The organism is Streptomyces yunnanensis, from assembly GCF_029011865.1.
GTDB classification, from domain to species: Bacteria; Actinomycetota; Actinomycetes; order Streptomycetales; family Streptomycetaceae; genus Streptomyces; species Streptomyces yunnanensis.
Genome location: NZ_CP095749.1, coordinates 3,911,507 through 3,928,900 on the forward strand (window position 1 = coordinate 3,911,507; position 17,394 = coordinate 3,928,900).

Consider the following 17,394-nt stretch of genomic DNA (forward strand, 5'->3'; position numbering starts at 1 on the left):
GAAGGAGACAGCCGCAGTGACAACGACCGCTACCCCGTGGGGGCTCAGCCGCATGAAGCCTTTCCCGGCCACCACCGCCATGCCTTGCACCGGCATCGTGCTGGATCCCCGGACTCAGACGGCCCGGTGGCTGACCGAGGACGGCAGCGAGATCCCAGCCATGGACAAGCACAGGGCCAGTGAGACGTCACAGGAAACCAACACCTCGACCAGCCTGGACGGCAACAGGGACGAGGGCCACGACCAGTCGGGCGACAGCGACTGATGGCGGGCCCGAGCGCCGCCACGGACGCGCCCGTCCTCGTCGTGACACGGCTCGATGACGCGACCGCTGACCTCGTGATCACCGAGCTTCAGCAGCGCAACGTCCCCGTGGTCCGGTTGGACCCCGGCGGCTTCCCCGACCGGCTCCGCCTGAACGCGTTCCTCGGTGGCCAGGGCATGAGCGGCAGCGTGCTCACTGACACCCGCACTGCGGATCTGACCGGTATCCGGTCGGTCTACTGGCGCCGGCCCACCCCCTACGCCACCGGTCCTGGGCAGGCAGAACGGTGGTGCGGAGATCAGGCGCGGTACGGACTCGGCGGGATCCTGGCGGCACTGCCCGGCACGCACTACGTCAACCATCCCTGGCGGAACCGGGATGCCGAGTACAAGCCCGTCCAACTCGCCACTGCCGCACGGTGTGCACTGCGGATCCTGCCAACGCTGATCACCAACCAGCCTGCAGAGGCTCGCCGTTTCCTCATGGAGTACCGCCCGGTGCTCTACAAACCACTGTGGAACAGCGACTACACCGGGCCCGACGGCCGCCCTTGGACGGTATGGGTCGACGACGTGGACCCCGACACCCTCGATGCAGGCGTCGCACGCACCGCTCACCTCTTCCAGAAGCGCCTCGACAAGACCGGTGACGTACGGCTCACGGTCGTCGGAAATCGGAGCTTCGCCATCCGCATCGACTCACCCGGTCTGGACTGGCGACGCACCTACGACCAGAACAGCTACACCCTCATCGACACGCCCCCCGACGTGGACAATGCCGTCCGCGTCTATATGGAGACCTTCGGCCTGGTCTACGGCGCCTTCGACTTCGGAATCGACCGCGCGGGACTGTGGTGGATGTACGAGTGCAACCCCAACGGCCAATGGGCATGGTTCCCAGGCCACATCACCGCCCGGATCACCAATGCCCTCGCCGACCGGCTTGAGCGCCCTGGAGAACTCTGTGAACGCTGACACCGAGCCCCCCAACGATCCCGCCTCCCTCCGGTGTGCCCTGGCCGAAACCCTCGCCCGGACAGGCGCACTGACCGATCCCGCATGGCGCGCCGCGGTCGAATCCGTCCCCCGCCACCGCTTTCTCGGCACCGCGGTGTTCCGGCAGAGCGGGACGTTGTGGAAGCCGGTCCACCGCGACCAGACCAGCGAAGACGCATGGCTGCAACTGGCCTACTCCGACGAGACCCTGGTGACCCAGGTGGACGGCCTCGAAGCCGCCGGTGCCCCCGGCCCCCTGCCGGGCCGGCCCACCTCCTCCTCCACCCTCCCGTCCCTCATCCTGCGCATGGCCGAACTGTCCGGTGTGAGCAAGGGGGAGCGCGTGCTGTGGGTCGGGACCGGCACCGGCTACTCGACCGCGCTGGTTTCTCACGTCGTCGGCGCCGAGAACGTCACATCGATCGAATACGACCCGAAGCTGGCGCGGCTGGCCGCCGACCGCCTGCACGGAGCCGGCTACCGTCCCCACCTCGTCACCGGCGACGGGCTACAAGGCCACAAGGCCAATGCCCCGTACGACGCGTTGGTGGCCACCTGTGCCGTACGGTCCATCCCCGGCTCCTGGATGCGGCAGGTCCGAGACGGCGGCACCCTCACCCTCACCCTCAGCGGCTGGATGCTCGCCTCCGGCCTCATCCGCCTCACCCTCGACGAAGAGGGCGGCGCCACCGGCCACTTCACCGACGACCGGATCAGCTTCATGCTCGCGCGCCCCCACGAACGGCCGCCACGGCCGACCTTCTTCCGCCGCGAGGGCGTCAAGCGCCGCAGCCAAGTGGATCCGGGACTGCTCAGCGACTGGACGGCCCAGTTCGTCGCCCAGTTGGCCGCCCCCTCCGCAGAACTCATGACCATGAGCGGTGGGGTGATCCTCGTGGACACCGCCACCGGATCACAGGCGTGGACGGAACCCTCCGGTGACGGCTGGGACGCGCACCAGCACGGGCCGCTCAATCTCTGGGACCAGGTCGAGAACGCCCTACTCAGGTGGCAGGAGGCCGGAGCACCCGATCAATCGACCTTCGGCATGACCGTCACCCCGGACCTCACCCAAACCGTGTGGATCAACAGTCCCGACGGGCCGTCGTGGCAGCTCCCGGCCTGACGGCCCGATAGGGGCCGAGCTCCCCGTCGCCCGGCATACCCGTCCGGCCCCCCGTGCGCGCTACAGGAGCAACATCACCACCAGCCCCACCGCACCCACCGCGGCGGGGGCGAGGACCGTATAGGACCAGCGCACCCGCGGCTCGCCCCGGGCGGTCTCACGGTGGGCCGCCCGCTCCTTGATCTCGCGGAGTTCGGCGAGGGTCTGGTCGGCCATCGCCTTGGGGACCGGTCCGGCGTCCATGTTGAGCCCGAAGCGCGGCCGGGCGGCGCCGGCACCGCGCGCCGCCTGCCGGGTGGCCTTCTTGCGCTGGCGGAGGGAGACCGGAATGGCCCACAGCTGGTACTTGGTGCCGGCGCCGGTGACGACCTCGGCGGAGAACGTCGCGCGCAGGCCCTCGACGGCCGCCCAGGGCAGCGTGATCGTCCGGAACGGGTTGCGCACCAGCAGCCGGTCCTCGCTCGCCCGGACCAGCGGGCGCAGGGAGAAGGCGGCGATCAGCGGCACCCCGAGCAGCAGCGCGAAGAGCGCGGTGAGCTTGGTGGCGGCGGTGCCGCGCAGCAGGGCGTCCACGCCGAGCCACAGACCGAGCAGGATGAGCAGCGCGCCGCCGACCAGGGCCGCCGGCGAGCGGTAGCTGCGTTCCGCGTACTGCGGATGGGGCGAGGTGGACGGTTCCGGGCGCGTCATGCCGCCGATTCTGCCCGACCGTCCGGATGCCGGACACGGAGTGGATATTGCGTTACGGCATCGATGTCCGGCCGGTCCGGCACCGGGCCCCGGTCCGTCGGAAGCCCCTATGTCGTGAGCCGGGCCGCCAGGCCGTCGAGGACCCGGTCGAGCCCGTACGCGAAGTTGTCGTCACGGATCCGCTGCGGGTGCACGTCCTGCTGGGCGGAGCTTCCCGCGCGCAGCCGGGGGTGCTCCTGTGTGGCCTCGTCGAAGGCCGGTCGCAGGCCCGCCACCCACTCCTGCTCGGTCCGGCCGCTGCGGGCGATCACCGAGAGGTACGCGGCCTCGGCGGTCGCGATCCCGATGACGTACGCCATGAGCGTGGCCATGGCCTGGTCCATCTCGTCCGCGGGGAAGCCCGCCGCCTCGAACTGGGCGAGCAGCGCCGACGACATCCGCATGGCGTTCGGGCCGATGTGGACGAGGCCGACCTGGCCCAGTTCGGGGGCGATCCACGGGTGGCGCAGGGTCATGGCCCGCAGTTCGCCGGCGGTGTGGGTGACGGCCGTCCGCCACCGGGTCCGGTCGACGACGGTCGGTACGTCCGGTTCGCCGTAGACGTCGTCCACCACCAGCTCGATCAGCTCGTCCTTGTTGGCCACGTGCCGGTACAGGGAGGTGGCTGCCGTGCCCAGGCGGGTGCCGAGCTTGCGCATGCTGAGCTCCTCGACGCCCTCCGCGTCCAGCAGGCGGATCGCCTCGGCGACGATCTGCTCGCGGGTCAGGTGTTCCCGTTTCTGGGGGCGCGGCCGGGTCCACACCGAGGTGGTCGGCTTCTCGTCGTTCGGCATGCGGCCCTCGTCTCCGTTCGTCCGGCGTCGTCCCACGTCCGTCGCCCGCTCAGGTTCTCCCCTCACGTTAGCGCACGCCGTACGCATCTTGCGTACGGCGTTACGTTGTGCGTACAGTGTTCACATCGAGAGAACGTCGTACGCATCGAAGGGGAGTCGACATGTCCGAGAAGAACGTGAGCTGGGACGCGCAGGGCAACTGGGCGGCCAAGGGCGACTGGGGGACCAGGAACTCGGCGGGCGGGAAGCTGGACCTCGCCCACTGGCAGAACCGCCTCGACGCACTGCGCGCCGAGCACCACGTTCCGGCCGCGTCCCTCGCGCTCCTCGTGGACGGGACCGTCCACGAGCTGGCCAGCGGCGTGCTCCACCGCGGCACGGGCGTCACCGCGACGACCGACTCGGTCTACCAGATGGGCTCGATCGCCAAGATCTACACCGCCACCCTGATCATGCGGCTCGTCGATTCGGGGCAACTGGACCTGGACGCGCCGGTCGTGGACGTGCTGCCGGAGTTCTCCGTCGCCGACCCCGTGGCGACCAGGTCCATCACCACGCGCCAACTGCTCAGCCACACAAGCGGTCTCACCTGCGACTTCACCTACGACAGCGGGCGCGGCGACGACTGCCTCGCCAAGTACGTCGAGGCCGCCAGGGACGTGGCGCTCGACTGCCCGCCCGGCACCGCGCTCTCCTACAGCGGCATCGGGTACAACGTGCTCGGCCGGATCATCGAGGTGGTCACGGGCAAGGTCTGGGACGAGGCCCTCAAGGACCTGCTCCTCACCCCGCTCGGCCTCACGCACACCATGACGCTTCCCGAGGAGGCGCTGCGGTTCCGCGCGGCGATGGGGCACCTGGGCGAGGCGGGCCAGGACCCGGACCCGGCACCGTCCTGGGACCTGATGCCGCGCTCGGCGGGCCCCTACGGCAGGGTCATCGCCACGGCAGGGGACGTCGTGCGGCTCGCGCAGATGCACCTCGACGGCGGTGTGGCGCAGGACGGCACGCGCGTGCTCTCCGAGGAGACGGTCGCGCTGATGCAGCGGCGCGTGGTCGACTCCCCCGACAAGTGGACCGTCAGCGCGGACGGTTGGGGCCTCGGCTGGACCCTGTACGACTGGAACGGCGTCCGGGGTTACGGGCACGACGGCGCCTCGATCGGGCAGTACGGCTATCTGCGCGTGGTGCCCTCGGCGGGCGTCGCGGTCGCGCTGCTCACCAACGGCGGCGGTGCGCGCGAACTGTACGCGGCGCTCTACCGCGAACTCCTCGCCGAGCTGGCCGGGGTGACGATGCCGGAGCCCTTCGCCCCGCCGGCCCAGCCGCCCGTGGTCGACTTCGCGCCGTACGTCGGCACGTACCGGCGCGCGGGCGTGGTCATCACGGTGACCGAGCGGGACGGTGCGGGCCACATGGTCTACGAGTTCGTCGACGGCATGAAGGACTTCTCCGAGCCCCTGGAGATAGACCTGGTCCCGGTGACGGAGACGATCTTCGCGGGTACCGGGGTGGGCGCGGCGTTCAGCCAGGACTACATGCCGGTGGTCTTCTCCACGCTGGAGGACGGCACGACCTGCGTCTACATCGGCATGCGCTGCGGCCCCAAGGTCGCGTAGCGCGGCCGCCACCGCGACGGGCAGGCCGCCGACGCCCCGCGGCCTGCCCGTCGCCACCCGCGCCGCCGTGTCCATGCGCCTCCTCCTCCGGAGGAAAGAGCGGCGAGATCCGGGGGGTGACAGGAAGCTACGCGCGTAGATATGCTCCCCTCGTGACCATGCCCACCACTGTTCCCGCATACGGCAAAGAGGCCGCGGGGCGCCTGGCGTCGATGGCGGACGTGACCGCCTCGGACGGAGCGCTGCGCCGCTTCCTGCACGGACTCCCCGGCGTCGACGCGGTAGGGCTCCAGGCCCGCGCCGCCACGCTCGGCACCCGCTCGATCAAGACCACGGCGAAGGCGTACGCCATCGATCTCGCCATCTCGATGATCGACCTGACGACGCTCGAAGGCGCGGACACCCCCGGCAAGGTCCGGGCGCTGTGCGCCAAGGGCGTCCATCCCGACCCCACCGACCGCACCGCGCCCAAGGTCGCCGCGATCTGTGTCTACCCGGACATGGTCGGAGTCGCCAAGGAGGCGCTCGGCGACTCCGGCATCCACGTCGCCTCGGTCGCCACCGCCTTCCCGGCGGGCCGGGCCGCGCTGCCGGTCAAGCTGGCCGACACCCGGGACGCGGTGGCCGCCGGCGCCGACGAGATCGACATGGTGATCGACCGCGGTGCCTTCCTCTCCGGCCGCTACCTGGAGGTCTTCGAGGAGATCAAGGCCGTGAAGGAGGCGTGCGCCCGGCCTGGGGGCACCTCCCAGTCGGAGACTGGGGGAGGGAGCGCCGCGCACCTGAAGGTCATCTTCGAGACCGGCGAGCTGCAGACCTACGACAACGTCCGCCGGGCCTCCTGGCTGTCGATGCTGGCCGGCGCCGACTTCATCAAGACCTCGACGGGCAAGGTGGCGGTGAACGCCACTCCCCCGGTCACGCTCCTGATGCTGGAGGCGGTCCGGGACTTCCGCGCTGCCACCGGCGTCCAGGTCGGCGTCAAGCCGGCCGGCGGCATCCGGACGACCAAGGACGCGATCAAGTACCTGGTGATGGTCAACGAGACGCTGGGCGAGGAGTGGCTGACCGCCGACTGGTTCCGCTTCGGTGCGTCCAGCCTCCTCAACGACCTGTTGATGCAGCGTCAGAAGCTCAGCACCGGCCGTTACTCCGGCCCCGACTACGTGACGGTGGACTGAACCGCTATGAGCTCAGCATTCGCTTACGCACCGGCGCCGGAGTCGCGCTCCGTCGTGGACCTCGCGCCCTCCTACGGGCTCTTCATCGACGGCGAGTTCACCGAGGGCACGGGCGGCGGCCTGCGCAAGACCGTCTCGCCCGCCACCGAGGAAGTCCTGGCCGAGTACACCCAGGGCACCGCCGAGGACGTCGACCGCGCGGTGCAGGCGGCCCGCAGGGCGTTCGAGAAGTGGTCGGCGCTGCCGGGCGCCGAGCGCGCCAAGTACCTCTTCCGGATCGCCCGGATCATCCAGGAGCGCTCGCGCGAGCTGGCCGTCCTGGAGACGCTCGACAACGGCAAGCCGATCCGCGAGGCGCGGGACGCCGATCTGCCGCTGGTGGCCGCGCACTTCTTCTACTACGCGGGCTGGGCGGACAAGCTGGGGCACGCGGGCTTCGGCCCGGACCCCAGGCCGCTGGGCGTGGCCGGCCAGGTCATCCCGTGGAACTTCCCGCTGCTGATGCTGGCGTGGAAGGTCGCCCCGGCACTGGCCTGCGGCAACACCGTCGTCCTCAAGCCCGCCGAGACCACCCCGCTCTCCGCGCTGTTCTTCGCGGACATCTGCCGCCAGGCCGGGCTCCCCAAGGGCGTCGTCAACATCGTCACCGGTGACGGCTCGACCGGCGCGTCGCTGGTGGCGCACCCGGGCATCGACAAGGTCGCGTTCACCGGCTCCACCGAGGTGGGCAAGGCGATCGCCCGCACGGTCGCCGGTACGGACAAGAAGCTCACCCTCGAACTGGGCGGCAAGGCGGCCAACATCGTCTTCGACGACGCAGCCGTGGACCAGGCCGTCGAGGGGATCGTCAACGGGATCTTCTTCAACCAGGGGCACGTGTGCTGCGCGGGCTCCCGGCTGCTGGTCCAGGAGTCGATCCAGGACGAGCTGCTGGACGCGCTCAAGCGCCGGATGGCCACTCTCCGGGTCGGCGACCCGCTGGACAAGAACACCGACATCGGCGCGATCAACTCCGCCGAGCAGCTGGCCCGGATCACCGAGCTGGCCGCCGCGGGCGAGGCCGAGGGCGCCGAGCGCTGGTCCCCGTCCTGCGAACTGCCCGGCTCCGGCTACTGGTTCGCGCCGACGCTGTTCACCGGCGTCACCCAGGCCCACCGGATCGCCCGCGAGGAGGTCTTCGGCCCGGTGCTCTCGGTGCTGACCTTCCGCACGCCGGAGGAGGCGGTGGCCAAGGCCAACAACACGCCCTACGGCCTGTCGGCGGGCATCTGGACGGAGAAGGGCTCCCGGATGCTGTGGATGGCGAACCAGCTGCGCGCGGGCGTCATCTGGTCCAACACGTTCAACAAGTTCGATCCGGCCTCGCCGTTCGGCGGCTACAAGGAGTCCGGTTTTGGTCGCGAGGGCGGCCGACACGGTCTGGAGGCGTACCTCAATGTCTGATCGTTTGAGCGTTCTCAAGACCTACAAGCTGTACGTCGGGGGCAAGTTCCCCCGGTCCGAGAGCGGGCGGGTGTACGAGGTGACCGACGCAAAGGGCCGCTGGCTCGCCAACGCCCCGCTGGCCTCCCGCAAGGACGCCCGGGACGCGGTCGTCGCCGCCCGCAAGGCGTTCGGCGGCTGGTCGGGCGCCACGGCGTACAACCGCGGCCAGATCCTCTACCGCGTCGCGGAGATGCTGGAGGGCCGCCGGGAGCAGTTCGTCGCCGAGGTGGCGGATGCCGAGGGGCTATCGAAGGCCAAGGCCGCGGCGCAGGTGGACGCGGCGATCGACCGCTGGGTCTGGTACGCGGGCTGGTCCGACAAGGTCGCCCAGATCGCCGGGTCGTCGAACCCGGTGGCGGGGCCGTACTTCAACCTCTCCGCCCCGGAGCCGACCGGTGTGGTGGCCGTGGTGGCCCCGCAGGAGTCGTCGTTCCTGGGCCTGGTCTCGGTGCTCGCCCCGGTGATCGTCACGGGCAACACCGCGGTGGTCGTCGCGGCGGAGCGGGCCCCGCTGCCGGCGCTGTCGCTGGCCGAGGTGCTGGCCACCTCCGACCTGCCGGGCGGAGTGGTCAACCTGCTCTCCGGCCGGACCACGGAACTGGCCGCTCCGCTCGCCGCCCACCAGGATGTCAACGCCCTCGACCTCACCGGCGCCGACGCCGAGTCGGCGAAGGAACTGGAGACGGCGGCGGCCGACAACCTCAAGCGGGTGCTGCGCCCACCCGTCGCCCGCCACCGCCCTTCAGACGAAGCGCTGCGCGCTGCCCCTTCCGATGCGGTGGACTGGACCGCCGACCCGGGTACCGACCGGCTGCTGGCCTTCCTGGAGACCAAGACGGTCTGGCACCCGATGGGGGTCTGACGTCCTACCGGCCCCCGTCCGGGCCGGCAGGACGAACGGCGCGGGACCTCGCCCTCGGGGCGGGTCCCGCGCCGTCGTGCGTCCAACGGGGCGGTGGTCCGGCGGTGGACCGTCAGCCGGGCAGCAGCCCCATCGCGGTGCCGGTCACCGGCAGGCTCCGCAGCGAGCCGCCCTTGGTCACCGGGTCGGTCACCTGCTTGGTGCTCACCGGCTTGAAGTCGGCGACCTGGGTGCCGAGGCCGTTGTCCAGCGGGTCGACGCCGGTGTTGTTCATCGGGTCCAGCTTGAGGTCCTTGACGGGGCCCAGGCCGCGGCCCGTGGAGCCGGTCACCGAGCGGGCCACCGCGTGCCCCACGACGCCGTCTTCGGCCGCGGGCCGGTGCGGGGCGGCCCCGCCGCCGGGCATGGGGGCGGCCGCGCTCGCCGCCGCCGCGCCGCCCGTGAGTGCGGCGCCGGCCGCGGAGATCACCAGCCCGGCGCGCAACACGCCGCGGGGGACGCGGCTGGGCTTGGGACGTGCGTGGGAGGGCATCTGTGCCACCTGCCTGTGGATCGGGAGCGGAGCGGACATACGGGTGTCGCCCTCGACGGGGCGAGCCGTCCGAGCCGTCTGCGTAATCGGTTGATTGCGTAGCGTAGTTGAGCGGTGGCGGGGGTTCCACCTCGCGCGCCAGGGGTACCCCTCCCGGCGCAATGCCCGACAATGAGTACCCGTGAATTCCCACTCGCCCGCCCGGGCCACCGCCCGTGTCCTCCTGTTGACCGGCCCCTCCGGCTCCGGAAAGACCTCGCTGGCCGCGCTGACCGGTCTGCCCGTCCTCAATCTCGACGACTTCTACAAGGAGCGCGCGGACCCGTCGCTGCCCCAACTGCCCGACGGCGGCGGCGCGGACTGGGACTCGCCGCTCTCCTGGGACGCGGGCGCCGCGGTCGCCGCCATCGAGGAGCTGTGCCGCACGGGGCGGACCGCGGTACCGGTCTACGACATCGCGACCAGCTCCCGGACCGGCGCCGCCGAACTCGCGCTCGACGGGGCGGCGCTGTTCATCGCGGAGGGCATCTTCGCCGCCGACGTCATCGAACGGTGCCGGGAGGCCGGGCTGCTGGCCGACGCGCTGTGCCTGCGCGGGCGTCCGACCACCACGTTCCGGCGGCGGCTGGCCCGGGATCTGCGGGAGGGCCGCAAGCCGGCGGTGTACCTGGTGCGCCGGGGGCTGCGGTTGCTGCGCAGCGAGCGGACGATCGTGGCCCGGCACACCGCGCTGGGCGCCCATCCGTGCGCCCGGCCGGAGGCGCTGGCCCGGATAGCGACGGCGCGGACCGCGGACCCGGTGGAGGCGGCCGCGCGGCCCTGAGCGGGCCCGCGGGCGCCGACCGGCGGCGTGCGCGCACACGGAAGAGCGGGTTCGGGCAGACCCCCCGGCCGCCCGAACCCGCTCGTTTCCCCCGTGCTCCCCCGTGCCCCCCTCGGGCTCTCCCCCCGGATCCCCCTCGGGCGTTACCCCCCGTCCTCAGGCGACCAGTGCGCCGAAGGACTCCTCCTCGTCACGGCCGAAGCTGAGGACCTCGTCCTCGCGCAGCCGGCGCAGCGAGCGCCAGATGCTGGACTTCACCGTGCCGACACTGATGTTGAGGATGTCCGCGATCTCCGGGTCCGTGCGGCCCTCGTAGTAGCGCAGCACCAGCATGGTGCGCTGCGTCTCGGGCAGCCGGGCCAGCGCCTGCCACAGGACGGCGCGCAGCTCGGTGCCGCGCATGGCGTCCGCGTCGGCGGCGGTCTCGGGCAGTTCCTCGGTCGGGTACTCGTTGAGCCTGCGGCGGCGCCAGGCGCTGATGTGCAGGTTCGTCATGGTGCGGCGCAGGTACCCGCCGAGCGCCGCCTTGTCGCTGATCCGGTCCCAGGCCCGGTAGGTCGAGAACAGTGCGCTCTGCAGCAGGTCCTCGGCCTCGTAGCGGTCGCCGGTCAGGTGGTAGGCCGTGGCGTACAGGGAGGCGCGGCGTTCCTGGACGTAGGCGGTGAAGGCCGCTTCGGCCTCGGCCGCTTCCGCCGCGGTGCGCCGGTCCCCCGTCTCCCTGTACTCCACTCCCCCGTCGGTGCTCTCCTGGCCCCCGTTCCCCCCGTTGGGCCCCTTGGGCACCACCGTCGCGTCAATGGCCACCATGTACGGCGGCCGCTGACGCCCGGTGCCGCGAGCGCACCCCCGCCCTCCCCCAGACCCTCGGCTTCGCTCGGGCAGAGAGGTGCTCCCCTCAGCACCGGACTTCTCCCGCCCGATGTCGTGGAGGCGCGTGACGACTGCGCCGGAAACCGTGCCGTGCAGGGTGTTCTTCATCGCGCTGCCCCCCGTCGATCGAGCCAGTTCGTTCGGTGTGTCCCGGTCGAGATCCCGGCTCTGCGGTGTTGATCTCTCCCGGCTGACCAAAAGACTGCCAACCCAGTTTCATCGCGTTGTCCGCCGTCTGTCACAGGCGTGTCACAGGGGTGATCGCGGTCCGGCGTGGCTCCCGCGGCCATGCCGGGCGGCCACCGGTCGATCTCCCGGCGTCCCATGGGCCAGAATGGCGGGCGTGCCTTTCCTGTTGCTGATCGAGGACGACGACGCCATCCGCACGGCCCTCGAACTCTCGCTGTCCCGCCAGGGTCACCGTGTGATGACCGCGGCGACGGGCGAGGACGGCCTGAAGCTGCTGCGCGAGCAGCGGCCGGACCTGATCGTGTTGGACGTGATGCTGCCCGGCATCGACGGCTTCGAGGTGTGCCGGCGGATCCGGCGCACGGACCAGCTGCCGATCATCCTGCTCACCGCGCGCAGCGACGACATCGACGTGGTGGTGGGCCTGGAGTCCGGCGCGGACGACTATGTCGTCAAGCCGGTGCAGGGCCGGGTGCTGGACGCCCGGATCCGGGCGGTGCTGCGGCGCGGCGAGCGGGAGTCCAGCGATTCGGCGACGTTCGGCTCGCTGGTGATCGACCGGTCGGCGATGACCGTCACCAAGAACGGCCAGGATCTGCAACTGACGCCGACCGAGCTGCGGTTGCTGCTGGAGCTGAGTCGGCGGCCGGGGCAGGCGCTGTCCCGGCAGCAGCTGCTGCGGCTGGTGTGGGAGCACGACTACCTCGGTGACTCGCGGTTGGTGGACGCCTGTGTGCAGCGGCTGCGCGCGAAGGTGGAGGACGTCCCGTCCTCGCCGACGCTGATCCGCACGGTCCGCGGTGTCGGCTACCGACTGGACGCGCCCCAGTGACGGCAGGGAGCACGCGCGGCGGCGGGGCCGGGGAAGGGAACAGGGGCACGGAGGACGGCGCACCGTCGTCCGGCGGCCGGCTCGGGCGGCTGCTGCGCCGGGCCGCTGGCCTGCTGCGCCTGACGAGCCTGCGGCTGCGGCTGGTCGTGGTGTTCGCGCTGGTGGCGCTCACCGCGGCGGTCTCGGCGTCCGGCATCGCGTACTGGCTCAACCGCAACACGGTCCTGGACCGCACCCAGAACGCCGCGCTGAAGGACTTCCGCAAGTCGCTGGAGGACAGCGCCCACACGCTGCCGGTGCACCCGCAGTGCTCCGAACTCCAGGACACCGCACGGCAGATGGCGGCCGGCCCGCAGAACTACGCGGTGCTGCTGATCGGGGTGGACCGCGAGGGCAAGGAGTGCGCGGCCACCACCGAGAAGGGCCTGCTGACGCTGCGAAGCGTCCCGCAGTCGCTGCGCAACGCCGTCGAGCAGGTCCGTCCGGTCGACGAGAACAACCACGCCACGCACCACCTGTACTGGCAGCGCAAGGAGGTCGGGGACGTCCCGTACCTGGTCGCCGGGGCGAAGGTGATCGGCGGCGGGCCGACCGGCTACATGATGAAGTCGCTGGCCACCGAGCGGCAGGACCTGACGTCGCTGGGCTGGTCGCTGGGGATCGCGACCGCGCTGGCGCTGGTCGGCTCGGCGCTGCTGGCGCAGGCCGCCGCGACGACCGTGCTGCGGCCGGTGCAGCGGCTCGGGCACGCGGCGCGGCAGCTGGGCGAGGGACGGCTGGACACCCGGCTGCGGGTGACCGGCACCGACGAACTGGCCGATCTGTCGCGGACCTTCAACCGCACCGCGGAGCGGCTCCAGCAGCGGGTCGAGGAGCTGAGCGGGCGGGAGGCGGCGTCCCGCCGGTTCGTCGCCGACATGTCGCACGAGCTGCGGACGCCGCTGACCGCGATCACCGCGGTGACCGAGGTGCTGGAGGAGGAGGCGGACTCCCTCGACCCGATGATCGCGCCGGCCGTCCAGCTGGTGGTCAGCGAGACCCGGCGGCTGAACGACCTCGTGGAGAACCTCATGGAGGTCACCCGCTTCGACGCGGGCACCGCCCGGCTGGTGCTCGACGACGTCGACGTCGCCGACCAGGTGACCGCCTGCATCGACGCCCGGGCCTGGCTGGACGCGGTGGAGCTGGACGCCGACCGCGGCATCGTAGCCCGTCTGGACCCGCGGCGGCTGGACGTCATCCTGGCCAACCTGATCGGCAACGCCCTCAAGCACGGCGGTTCGCCGGTGCGGGTGTCGGTCCGCACGGAGCCGGCGGAGCCCGCGGCGGCGGTGCCGGCGGCGGAGGGCCCGGAGCCGGCCGAGGGCCCGGCGGCGGAGGCCGGCCCCGACGAGGAGGCGGCCCGGTTCGAGCAGGGGCGGGAGATCGCCGGCGGGGAGCTGGTGATCCGGGTGCGGGACCACGGTCCGGGCATCCCGGAGGAGGTGCTGCCGCACGTCTTCGACCGCTTCTACAAGGCGAGCGCGTCCCGCCCGCGGTCCGAGGGCAGCGGGCTGGGCCTGTCGATCGCGCAGGAGAACGCGCACATCCACGGCGGCCGGATCAGCGCCGCCAACCACCCCGAGGGCGGCGCGGTGTTCACGCTGCGGCTGCCGATGGACGCCTCCCGGCTGGCCGACGACGACCGGCCGGCGGACGGCGGACAGCGGCCGAAGGGCGCCGGCGAGGGCACGGAGGGCAGGCGGTGATCCGGCGCTTCCGGCCCGCTGCCGCACGGCGTGCGGCGGCGGTGACCGCCCTGGCGCTGGCAGCCGCCGGCTGCGGGATCCGCGGCACGTCCGTGCCGGTCGACGCGGGCGACGCACCGTCGCGGGTGAGCTGTCACGCGCCGGAGACCGGCGCGCCGGTGACGGAGCGGGTGCGGGTGTATCTGGTGTGCGGTTCGACGCTGGTCCCGGTGGAGCGGGCGGTGCCCCGTCCGCAGGGCACGCCGGGGGCCGCGGTCCGGCTGCCGGCGGCCCGTGCGCTGCTGGCGGAGTTGCAGAAGCCGCCGACGGCCGAGGAGATCCGGGCCGGTTTCAACAGCGCCGTGCCCGAGGCGCTGCGGGTGGACGGTCCGCGCGCCGGGGACGCCCCGGAGGCGCTGCGGCTGTCCGTCGAGCCGGACGACCTGCCGTCGTTGGCGCTGGCACAGCTGGTGTGCACCTACGGGCGGAGCGCCGCGCTGGGGCGTACCGGGGGCGCGCTGCTGGGCGGCCCGGGCGGGGCGGCGGCGCACCGCTACGACTGCTCGCCGGACGTGCAGGCCAATCCGAACATCGCCCAGCAGGCGGGCTGGGGCGATCCGCAGTCCCAGGAGGGTTAGGGCGCCGCGGAGATCCGTCAGAGGCGCCCTGAGGGCCCGTCGGCCCCTGTTCCACCGGACCGGCCCCGGCGCTTCCGGCGCAAGACGGGCGCAACGGGGCGGAACCGTGGCCCCCGCAACCGGCGTCCTGGCCTGTGTGCAGCGTCATGGCCCCGGCGATACCGTCGCCCCCCGTTTGCGCGCCGCGGGGATTCTCCTCCTCGTGGTGCATCTGCTGATCGTCGGCTGGCTGATGTTGGTTCCTCGCACGGTGCCCTGGGTGCCGGCCGCGAATCTGGAGCCGCTGGCGTCGATCCGTGCCGAGCTGGCGCGGGGCGGCTGGTCGGCGGTGTGGCACCTGGGGGCGCCGGTGCTGATGCTGGCGCCGCTGGGGGTGCTGCTGCCACTGGTCGGCGGGCGCCTGGATGTTTCCCCCCTGGGTTCGATGGCCCGTACGGTCTTCGGCGGCGCGATGATCTCGCTGACGATCGAGCTGTGGCAGACCGCGGTGCCGGGGCAGGTGCCGGACGTCGACGCGGTGCTGCTGAACACGCTCGGGGTGGCACTGGCGCATCTGCTGATCGTCCCTGGGGCCCGGTCGCGGCTCCGCCGGCGGGACGAGCGGCACAGGGGCACGACCCCGAGAATCTCCAGGGTCGGCCTGGCCCCGCAGGCTGACGTTTTCTCCGGCGGCCGGACCTACTTTTGAGACCTCGGGGCAACCGCCCCGGATCGTCGAGAAGGAGTAGCCCGACATGGCCGCCGCACTGGTCCGCCCCACCAACAACCGCATGATCGCCGGTGTCTGTGCCGGCCTCGCCCGCCGCTTCGGGACGTCCCCGGCGACGATGCGGGTGATCTTCCTGCTCTCCTGTCTGCTGCCCGGTCCGCAGTGCCTGGTCTACCTGGCGCTGTGGATCCTCCTCCCCTCGGAGGACAAGGCGCGCAGCGCCGCGGCCTGGTGACCGGTCGCGCCCCGGACATGAGGGTGCCCCGGCCCGTACGGGATACCGCGTACGGACCGGGGCGGTCCTGAAGGGTGTCCCCTAGGGGACTTCGGGCCGGGTCAGCCGATCGGGAGCTTGGCGACCTGGCTGGTGGGCAGGCCGCCGAGCAGCTGGTTGCCCTTGTGGGTCATGGGGGTCCTGATGTCGTTGCCCGGGCCCTGGTTGCTGGTCACCCCGGAGAGGGTGGTGGCGGCGTCCCTCACCACGCCGTTGGCACCGATCGAGTTGCCCGCCGGGGCAACCGGGGCGACCGGGGCGGCGGAGGCCGTGCCCGCGCCGGTGGCGGCGATGGCGGCACCGAGCGCGACGGCACCGAGAGTCTTGACCGTTCCCTGCTTCATTGCATTACGTCCTCGTGATGGGAGCTTGACCGACTAAAAAAACTAGTGATTCGGCCACGGCCGCCGCAAACACTTCCGGCACACCGAAAAACGGCCGGTGGACAATCCACCGGCCGTTGCGCTAGCCCCCCGTTCCGCACGCTTACTCAGCGCCAAAACCCCTGCTGGGAGCGGGGTTTGCCGCCGACTGCCGGAAGAGCCATTCGGAGCGCAATTCCGCATATCCGGGCTTGATGACGTCATTGATCATGGCGAGACGTTCATCGAAAGGAAGGAAAGCAGACTTCATACCATTGACCGTGAACCACTGCAGGTCATCGAGCGTGTAACGGAATGTCTTGACCAGGTGCTCGAATTCCCGGGACATGTTCGTACCGCTCATGAGGCGGTTGTCGGTGTTGACCGTGCAGCGGAACTGCAGCCGGCGCAGCAGCCCGATGGGGTGCTCCGCGTAGGAGGCCGCGGCCCCGGTCTGGAGGTTGGAGGTCGGGCACAGCTCCAGCGGGATGCGCTTGTCGCGGACGTAGGAGGCGAGCCGGCCGAGGGTGACCGAGCCGTCGTCGGCGACCTCGATGTCGTCGATGATGCGGACGCCGTGGCCGAGCCGGTCGGCGCCGCACCACTGGAGCGCCTGCCAGATGGACGGCAGGCCGAAGGCTTCGCCGGCGTGGATGGTGAAGTGGTTGTTCTCCCGCTTGAGGTACTCGAAGGCGTCGAGGTGGCGGGTGGGCGGGTAGCCGGCCTCGGCACCCGCGATGTCGAAGCCGACCACGCCCAGGTCGCGGTAGCGGTTGGCGAGTTCGGCGATCTCCAGGGCGCGGGCGGCGTGCCGCATGGCGGTGAGCAGGGCGCCGACGCGGATCCGGTGGCCGTTCGCGCGGGCCCGTCGCTCGCCTTCCCGGAAGCCCTCGTTGACGGCCTCGACGACCTCTTCGAGGCTGAGCCCGGCCTCCAGGTGCTGCTCCGGCGCGTACCGGACCTCGGCGTAGACGACGCCGTCCGCCGCCAGGTCCTCGGCGCACTCGGCGGCGACCCGGAAGAGCGCCTCGCGGGTCTGCATGACGGCGCAGGTGTGCGCGAAGGTCTCCAGATAGCGTTCCAGCGAGCCGGAGTCGGCGGCCTCCCGGAACCAGATCCCGAGCTTCTCCGGGTCGGTCTCGGGGAGTCCCTGGTAGCCGTTCTCGCGGGCCAGGTCGATGACGGTGCCGGGGCGCAGTCCGCCGTCGAGGTGGTCGTGGAGCAGCACCTTGGGGGCGCGGCGGATCTGTTCGGCGGTGGGGAGGTTGCTGATCTCGCTCGTCATTTCCGCACTGTAGCCCCTACGCGCGTAGATCACACCGAACGATACGTAACAGTGACCCGTCGGCAGGGTGGACAGTGCGCCTCGTTCTGTCATCGTT

Annotated in this window: 19 protein-coding genes; 13 read left to right on the forward strand and 6 right to left on the reverse strand. The window is 71.7% G+C overall.

Translation table 11 applies throughout. The annotated features are described in order from the left end of the window. Positions 1-16: 16 nt before the first annotated feature. The 3 genes from tgmA to tgmC are packed head-to-tail and all read left to right on the forward strand — an operon-like array spanning position 17 to position 2,386. Positions 17-265, forward strand: coding sequence for a putative ATP-grasp-modified RiPP (tgmA, locus tag MOV08_RS16680; protein WP_275307894.1), 249 nt, complete (start codon positions 17-19; stop codon positions 263-265). Positions 266-306: 41 nt separating this feature from the next. After that, positions 307-1,239: an ATP-grasp ribosomal peptide maturase gene (gene tgmB / locus MOV08_RS16685; protein WP_275307895.1), complete on the forward strand. Its 933-nt coding sequence runs from the start codon at positions 307-309 to the stop codon at positions 1,237-1,239. Beyond that, positions 1,229-2,386 (forward strand): ATP-grasp peptide maturase system methyltransferase, encoded by a 1,158-nt coding sequence (gene tgmC / locus MOV08_RS16690; protein ID WP_275307896.1) that lies wholly within the window; start codon positions 1,229-1,231, stop codon positions 2,384-2,386. The genes tgmB and tgmC overlap by 11 nt, the downstream gene beginning before the upstream one ends. Positions 2,387-2,446: 60 nt before the next feature. Here tgmC and MOV08_RS16695 read toward each other — a convergent pair whose 3' ends face one another. Beyond that, the gene (locus MOV08_RS16695; RefSeq protein WP_275307897.1) at positions 2,447-3,076 is read right to left on the reverse strand and encodes a PH domain-containing protein; all 630 of its coding nucleotides are present in this window, start codon (positions 3,074-3,076) and stop codon (positions 2,447-2,449) included. 107 nt (positions 3,077-3,183) lie between these two features. Beyond that, a complete protein-coding gene (locus MOV08_RS16700) occupies positions 3,184-3,909 on the reverse strand; it encodes a TetR/AcrR family transcriptional regulator (RefSeq protein ID WP_039633367.1) in 726 nt (241 codons plus the stop codon). 161 nt (positions 3,910-4,070) lie between these two features. On the opposite strand from MOV08_RS16700, the gene MOV08_RS16705 reads away from it, so the two are divergent. From MOV08_RS16705 to MOV08_RS16720, 4 genes are all read left to right on the forward strand, one after another. After that, a complete protein-coding gene (locus tag MOV08_RS16705; protein ID WP_275307898.1) occupies positions 4,071-5,528 on the forward strand; it encodes a serine hydrolase domain-containing protein in 1,458 nt (485 codons plus the stop codon). Between the two features lie 158 nt (positions 5,529-5,686). Further along, complete coding sequence (gene deoC, locus MOV08_RS16710) at positions 5,687-6,709, forward strand: deoxyribose-phosphate aldolase (RefSeq protein ID WP_275311805.1); 1,023 nt, start codon at positions 5,687-5,689, stop codon at positions 6,707-6,709. A 6-nt stretch (positions 6,710-6,715) separates the two neighbouring features. Then, entirely contained in the window at positions 6,716-8,152 is a 1,437-nt protein-coding gene (locus MOV08_RS16715) for an aldehyde dehydrogenase family protein (RefSeq protein WP_275307899.1), read from the forward strand. After that, positions 8,145-9,056, forward strand: a complete 912-nt coding sequence (locus tag MOV08_RS16720; protein WP_275307900.1) for an aldehyde dehydrogenase family protein — start codon at positions 8,145-8,147, stop codon at positions 9,054-9,056. Before MOV08_RS16715 ends, MOV08_RS16720 begins: the two co-directional genes overlap by 8 nt. A 112-nt stretch (positions 9,057-9,168) precedes the next feature. Here the strand turns inward: MOV08_RS16720 and MOV08_RS16725 are convergent, their stop codons facing one another. Next, positions 9,169-9,588: a hypothetical protein gene (locus MOV08_RS16725; RefSeq protein ID WP_275307901.1), complete on the reverse strand. Its 420-nt coding sequence runs from the start codon at positions 9,586-9,588 to the stop codon at positions 9,169-9,171. Positions 9,589-9,769: 181 nt separating this feature from the next. Here MOV08_RS16725 and MOV08_RS16730 point away from each other — a divergent pair, with 181 nt between their 5' ends. After that, positions 9,770-10,411, forward strand: a complete 642-nt coding sequence (locus MOV08_RS16730; protein ID WP_275307902.1) for a uridine kinase family protein — start codon at positions 9,770-9,772, stop codon at positions 10,409-10,411. A gap of 156 nt (positions 10,412-10,567) precedes the next feature. Here the strand turns inward: MOV08_RS16730 and MOV08_RS16735 are convergent, their stop codons facing one another. Beyond that, complete coding sequence (locus MOV08_RS16735) at positions 10,568-11,389, reverse strand: SigE family RNA polymerase sigma factor (protein WP_063777455.1); 822 nt, start codon at positions 11,387-11,389, stop codon at positions 10,568-10,570. Positions 11,390-11,624: 235 nt separating this feature from the next. Between MOV08_RS16735 and afsQ1 the strand changes: the two genes are divergently transcribed. The 5 genes from afsQ1 (at position 11,625) to MOV08_RS16760 (ending at position 15,611) form a co-directional block, all read left to right on the forward strand. Beyond that, positions 11,625-12,302: a two-component system response regulator AfsQ1 gene (gene afsQ1 / locus MOV08_RS16740; protein WP_016571665.1), complete on the forward strand. Its 678-nt coding sequence runs from the start codon at positions 11,625-11,627 to the stop codon at positions 12,300-12,302. Continuing rightward, entirely contained in the window at positions 12,299-14,050 is a 1,752-nt protein-coding gene (locus tag MOV08_RS16745; RefSeq protein WP_275307903.1) for a sensor histidine kinase, read from the forward strand. The genes afsQ1 and MOV08_RS16745 overlap by 4 nt, the downstream gene beginning before the upstream one ends. Continuing rightward, positions 14,047-14,667 (forward strand): lipoprotein, encoded by a 621-nt coding sequence (locus tag MOV08_RS16750; RefSeq protein WP_039633383.1) that lies wholly within the window; start codon positions 14,047-14,049, stop codon positions 14,665-14,667. Before MOV08_RS16745 ends, MOV08_RS16750 begins: the two co-directional genes overlap by 4 nt. 202 nt (positions 14,668-14,869) lie before the next feature. Further along, a complete protein-coding gene (locus MOV08_RS16755; RefSeq protein ID WP_275311806.1) occupies positions 14,870-15,355 on the forward strand; it encodes a VanZ family protein in 486 nt (161 codons plus the stop codon). A gap of 46 nt (positions 15,356-15,401) precedes the next feature. After that, positions 15,402-15,611: a PspC domain-containing protein gene (locus MOV08_RS16760; RefSeq protein ID WP_039633387.1), complete on the forward strand. Its 210-nt coding sequence runs from the start codon at positions 15,402-15,404 to the stop codon at positions 15,609-15,611. Between the two features lie 101 nt (positions 15,612-15,712). Here the strand turns inward: MOV08_RS16760 and MOV08_RS16765 are convergent, their stop codons facing one another. Both MOV08_RS16765 and MOV08_RS16770 read right to left on the reverse strand, forming a co-directional pair. Then, positions 15,713-15,994 (reverse strand): hypothetical protein, encoded by a 282-nt coding sequence (locus MOV08_RS16765; protein WP_039633390.1) that lies wholly within the window; start codon positions 15,992-15,994, stop codon positions 15,713-15,715. A gap of 142 nt (positions 15,995-16,136) precedes the next feature. After that, entirely contained in the window at positions 16,137-17,297 is a 1,161-nt protein-coding gene (locus MOV08_RS16770; protein ID WP_039633391.1) for an adenosine deaminase, read from the reverse strand. Positions 17,298-17,394: the final 97 nt, after the last annotated feature.

Coding starts and splice junctions, on each gene's coding strand:
- MOV08_RS16700 (WP_039633367.1), bottom strand. CDS start 3,909: ATGCCGAACGACGAGAAGCCGACCACCTCGGTGTGGACCCGGCCGCGC.
- MOV08_RS16705 (WP_275307898.1), top strand. CDS start 4,071: ATGTCCGAGAAGAACGTGAGCTGGGACGCGCAGGGCAACTGGGCGGCC.
- MOV08_RS16725 (WP_275307901.1), bottom strand. CDS start 9,588: ATGCCCTCCCACGCACGTCCCAAGCCCAGCCGCGTCCCCCGCGGCGTG.
- MOV08_RS16720 (WP_275307900.1), top strand. CDS start 8,145: ATGTCTGATCGTTTGAGCGTTCTCAAGACCTACAAGCTGTACGTCGGG.
- deoC (WP_275311805.1), top strand. CDS start 5,687: ATGCCCACCACTGTTCCCGCATACGGCAAAGAGGCCGCGGGGCGCCTG.
- MOV08_RS16735 (WP_063777455.1), bottom strand. CDS start 11,389: ATGAAGAACACCCTGCACGGCACGGTTTCCGGCGCAGTCGTCACGCGC.
- MOV08_RS16695 (WP_275307897.1), bottom strand. CDS start 3,076: ATGACGCGCCCGGAACCGTCCACCTCGCCCCATCCGCAGTACGCGGAA.
- MOV08_RS16760 (WP_039633387.1), top strand. CDS start 15,402: ATGGCCGCCGCACTGGTCCGCCCCACCAACAACCGCATGATCGCCGGT.
- MOV08_RS16715 (WP_275307899.1), top strand. CDS start 6,716: ATGAGCTCAGCATTCGCTTACGCACCGGCGCCGGAGTCGCGCTCCGTC.
- MOV08_RS16770 (WP_039633391.1), bottom strand. CDS start 17,297: ATGACGAGCGAGATCAGCAACCTCCCCACCGCCGAACAGATCCGCCGC.
- MOV08_RS16765 (WP_039633390.1), bottom strand. CDS start 15,994: ATGAAGCAGGGAACGGTCAAGACTCTCGGTGCCGTCGCGCTCGGTGCC.